The organism is Streptomyces sparsus, assembly GCF_054776295.1.
The window spans coordinates 1-4511 of sequence record NZ_BAAHCA010000376.1; the positions used below are offsets into that span (position 1 = coordinate 1).

General features: G+C 70.9%; 3 protein-coding genes. All 3 read left to right on the top strand.

Annotated features, from left to right (window positions below):
• The coding region (locus tag ACYVE9_RS16665) for an AAA family ATPase (protein WP_461028655.1) at positions 1–1077 on the top strand (1077 nt) is incomplete at its 5' end.
• A 226-nt stretch (positions 1078–1303) separates the two neighbouring features.
• Positions 1304–2728, top strand: coding sequence for a sugar porter family MFS transporter (locus ACYVE9_RS16670; protein WP_461028656.1), 1425 nt, complete (start codon positions 1304–1306; stop codon positions 2726–2728).
• A gap of 256 nt (positions 2729–2984) precedes the next feature.
• Positions 2985–4190 (top strand): signal recognition particle-docking protein FtsY, encoded by a 1206-nt coding sequence (gene ftsY, locus ACYVE9_RS16675; RefSeq protein ID WP_461028657.1) that lies wholly within the window; start codon positions 2985–2987, stop codon positions 4188–4190.
• Positions 4191–4511 lie beyond the last annotated feature (321 nt).

The window sequence follows — 4511 nt, forward strand, 5'->3', positions numbered from 1 at the left end:
CGGGCCGAGCGCCGGCGGGCCCGGCTCCGGCACGAGGCGGAGGTCGCCGGTGCCGTCGCGTCCGGGACCCGGCAGCTGCTGGCCCACGTCGAGGTGTCCCTGGTGCACGCCGAGGAGGAGCGGGCAGCCGCCGAACTCGCCAAGGGCGAGCGGGAGCGTGAGCTCACCGCGGAGCGCAACCGGGGTCGGGAGCTGGCGTCCACGCTCGAGAAGCTGACCGACTCGGTGCACCGGGGTGAGGTGCTGGGCGCGGAGAAGCGGATGCGCGTGCAGCAGCTGGAGGCCAAGGCGCTGGAGGAGCTGGGGGTGGAACCGGCGGCGCTGGTCGCGGAGTACGGGCCCGACCAGCCGGTCCCGCCGTCCCCGCCCGCGGAGGGCGAGCAGCTGCCGGACGACCCCGGGCACCCCCGTCACCAACCGGTGCCGTACGTGCGGGCCGAGCAGGAGAAGCGGTTGCGGGCGGCCGAGCGGGCGCACCAGCAGCTCGGCAAGGTCAATCCGCTGGCGCTGGAGGAGTTCGCCGCCCTCGAGGAGCGGCACCAGTTCCTCAGCGAGCAGCTGGAGGACCTGAAGAAGACGCGTACCGACCTGCTCCAGGTGATCAGGGACGTCGACGAGCGCGTCAGGCAGGTCTTCACCGAGGCGTACGAGGACACGGCCCGCGAGTTCGAGGGCGTCTTCTCCCGGCTGTTCCCCGGCGGTGAGGGGCGGCTGGTGCTGACCGATCCCGCCGACATGCTCAGCACGGGCGTCGACGTGGAGGCCCGCCCGCCGGGCAAGAAGGTCAAGCGGCTGTCGCTGCTGTCCGGTGGGGAGCGGTCGCTGACGGCGGTGGCACTGCTGGTGTCCATCTTCAAGGCCCGGCCCAGCCCGTTCTACGTGATGGACGAGGTGGAGGCGGCGCTGGACGACACCAACCTGCAGCGCCTGATCCGCATCATGGTGGAACTGCAGGAGAGCTCGCAGCTGATCGTGATCACCCACCAGAAGCGAACGATGGAAGTGGCAGACGCGCTTTACGGGGTATCCATGCAGGGGGACGGGGTGTCCAAGGTCATCAGCCAGCGCCTGAGCTGAGTCAGGAACCGGACGCCGCTCCGCGCATGCTTCATGACTTGAACGTGAGAGGTGATCGCAACCGGGCAGTGTTGTATGTCATTGCCTATTGACTTCGATACTTGAAGGCATAGTCTCTGCAACGTCGCTTTTACCTTCAACTGGTGGTGCGCGGTCAGGCGTGCGCCACTGGAAGAGCGTCGCCCCCCAAGCCCGGCACTGCCGCCGGGTCCCGCAGGAGAGCACCTTGACCAGCACCCCGCAGGTGAAGCCGGAACCGCCACGCGGCCGGCCCAGGCACCTCACCCATGTCATCTTCATCGCGGCCTCCGCCGCGATGGGCGGCTTCCTCTTCGGCTACGACAGCGCCGTCATCAACGGCGCGGTCGAAGGCATCAAGGGCAAGTTCGCCGTCGGCTCCGCCACTCTCGGCGCGGTCATCGCCATCGCCCTGCTCGGCGCGGCGCTCGGCGCCATGATCGCCGGGCGGCTCGCCGACCGTATCGGCCGGCCCCGGGTCATGCAGATCGCCGCGCTCTTCTTCGCCGCCAGCGGTCTCGGCTCGATGCTGCCGTTCACGCTCTGGGACCTCGCCTTCTGGCGGGTGCTGGGCGGCGTCGCCATCGGCATGGCCTCCGTCATCGCCCCCGCCTACATCGCCGAGGTCGCCCCGGCCGAGTACCGCGGCCGGCTGGCGTCCTTCCAGCAGGCCGCCATCGTGCTGGGCATCGCCGTGTCCCAGCTGGTCAACTACGCCGTGCTGAACCTCGCCGACGGCGACCAGCGCGGTGGCCTGCTCGGCATCGAGGCGTGGCAGGTCATGCTGGGCATCGAGGTGGTACCCGCGCTCATCTACGGCATCCTCGCGCTGCGCATCCCCGAGTCGCCGCGGTATCTGGTGGCCCAGGGCCGCTTCGACGACGCCAAGCTGGTGCTCGCCGACGTCGAGCCGACCGGGACGGACCTGGACGCCAAGATCGCGCTCATCGACTCCCGGATGCGCCGCGAGCACAAGCCGCAGCTGAAGGAACTGATGGGCGGCCGGGCCGGGCTGCTGCCGATCGTCTGGGTCGGCATCGGGCTGTCCGTCTTCCAGCAGCTCGTCGGCATCAACGTGATCTTCTACTACAGCTCCTCGCTGTGGCAGTCGGTCGGCATCGATCCGGAGGGGTCGTTCTTCTACTCCTTCACCACGTCGATCATCAACGTGATCGGCACCGTCATCGCGATGCTGCTGGTCGACCGGATCGGCCGCAAGCCGCTCGCGCTCATCGGCTCGGCCGGCATGACGGTCTCGCTCGCGCTGGCCGCCTGGGCGTTCTCCTCCAAGCAGGGTGTCGGCGACGACATCAGCCTGCCGGACGTCCAGGGCACCGTGGCACTGGTCGCCGCTCACTCCTTCGTGCTGTTCTTCGCACTCTCCTGGGGCGTCGTGGTGTGGGTGATGCTCGGTGAGATGTTCCCCAACCGGATCAGGGCCGCCGCCCTCGGTGTCGCCGCCTCGGCGCAGTGGATCACCAACTGGCTGATCACCGCCAGCTTCCCGTCGATGTCCGACTGGAACCTGGCCGGCTCGTACGTCATCTACGCGGCCTTCGCCGCGCTCTCGATCCCGTTCATCCTCAAGTGGGTGCCGGAGACCAAGGGCAAGGCGTTGGAGGAGATGGGCTGACCGACCCCGCTGCCCAGCTCCTCGTGAACGGTCCTGCCCCGACTCGCTCAGCCGAGTCGGGGCAGAACCGTTTCCGCCGTGTTCTCCGCCTCGTGACCCCGCCGCACACCGACACGGTCGGCCCGGCGCCGCGCGCCGCGGCCGCTGGCTGATACTGGACGGGTCGCGCCCCTGCCCGAGGGGCTCTCGCCCGGTCGGACCGGCCGGCGAAGGACCACGCCCCTGCCCGTGACGCAGCCAACATCCTAGGGAACCGATGGACATCCTCATCCTTGCCGTAGTCATCGCCGTCGTAGCGCTCGGCGCGCTCGCCGGCCTCGTGGTCAGCAGCCGCAGGAAGAAGTCGCTGCCACCGGACCGCCCGCAGAGCCCCGCAGTCGGCGCACCACCCGCCGAACCCCGGGTCGGTGAGGACGCCGAGGGCACCCCCGAGTCACCCGGCCGCACCATCGAGGAAGTGGATCTTCCGGACGCGTCCGGGGCCACGGTCACGGTCGAGCCGGAACCGACGGCTCCGGTAGTGGAGACCCCGGAGCCCACCGCCGGCCGGCTGGTCCGGCTGCGCACCCGCCTGTCCCGTTCGCAGAACACGCTGGGCAAGGGCCTGCTGACGCTGCTCTCCCGAGAGCACCTGGACGAGGACACCTGGGAGGAGATCGAGGACACCCTGCTCACCGCGGACGTCGGCGTCGCCCCCACCCAGGAACTCGTGGAGCGACTGCGTGAGCGGGTGCGCGTGCTCGGCACCCGTACCCCGGAGGGCCTCCGGGCGCTGCTGCGCGAGGAACTGCTGGCGCTGGTCGGTCCGGACGAGGACCGCGAGGTGCGCACCGAGACCTCGGGCGCCGAGGACCGGCCGGGCGTCGTGCTCATCGTCGGAGTCAACGGCACGGGCAAGACCACCACCACCGGCAAGCTCGCCCGCGTGCTCGTCGCCGACGGCAAGTCCGTCGTGCTCGGTGCCGCCGACACCTTCCGGGCGGCAGCCGCCGACCAGCTCCAGACCTGGGGCGAGCGGGTCGGCGCGCGCACGGTACGCGGCCCGGAGGCCGGAGACCCCGCTTCGGTGGCCTTCGACGCGGTGAAGGAGGGCACCGCCGAGGGCGCCGACGTGGTGCTCATCGACACCGCCGGCCGCCTGCACACCAAGGCCGGGCTGATGGACGAGCTGGGCAAGGTCAAGCGGGTCGTGGAGAAGCAGGGCCCGGTGGACGAGGTGCTGCTGGTGCTGGACGCCACCACCGGTCAGAACGGCCTGGTGCAGGCCCGGGTGTTCGCGGAGGTCGTGAACATCACCGGCATCGTGCTCACCAAGCTCGACGGGACCGCCAAGGGCGGCATCGTGATCGCCGTCCAGCGTGAACTCGGAGTGCCGGTGAAGCTGATCGGTCTCGGTGAGGGCGCCGACGACCTGGCCCCCTTCGAGCCGGAGGCCTTCGTCGACGCGCTGATCGGCGACTGACACGGTCCAGCCGCCGGGCCGGGGGCAGGAGACCCGGGCCCGCAGGAGCCGGACCGTTGAGGACCGGACCTGGTGGGTCGAAGCCCGCGCGGCCCGCAGCGGGCAGGTTCGGCATCGACGGGGGAGCGAGCCCGCCCCCGAGCGTGGAATGCGCCCCGCCCCGGCGTGAGCCGGTCGCGGGGCGCTTCCCGTTGCGACGGGGGAGGGGTGGGATGCTTCCGCGCCCCCTCGCGGTCGGCCGCTAGGCGGCCAGCCGGTGGCAGACGTAGGCCAGGGTGCCCAGCAGCAGACGTGCCTGCGGCGGCCTGCCCGCGCCCTCCA

What these genes read in the sequence shown, in the direction of transcription:
- ftsY (WP_461028657.1), top strand. Translation starts at nt 2,985, where the DNA reads ATGGACATCCTCATCCTTGCCGTAGTCATCGCCGTCGTAGCGCTCGGC.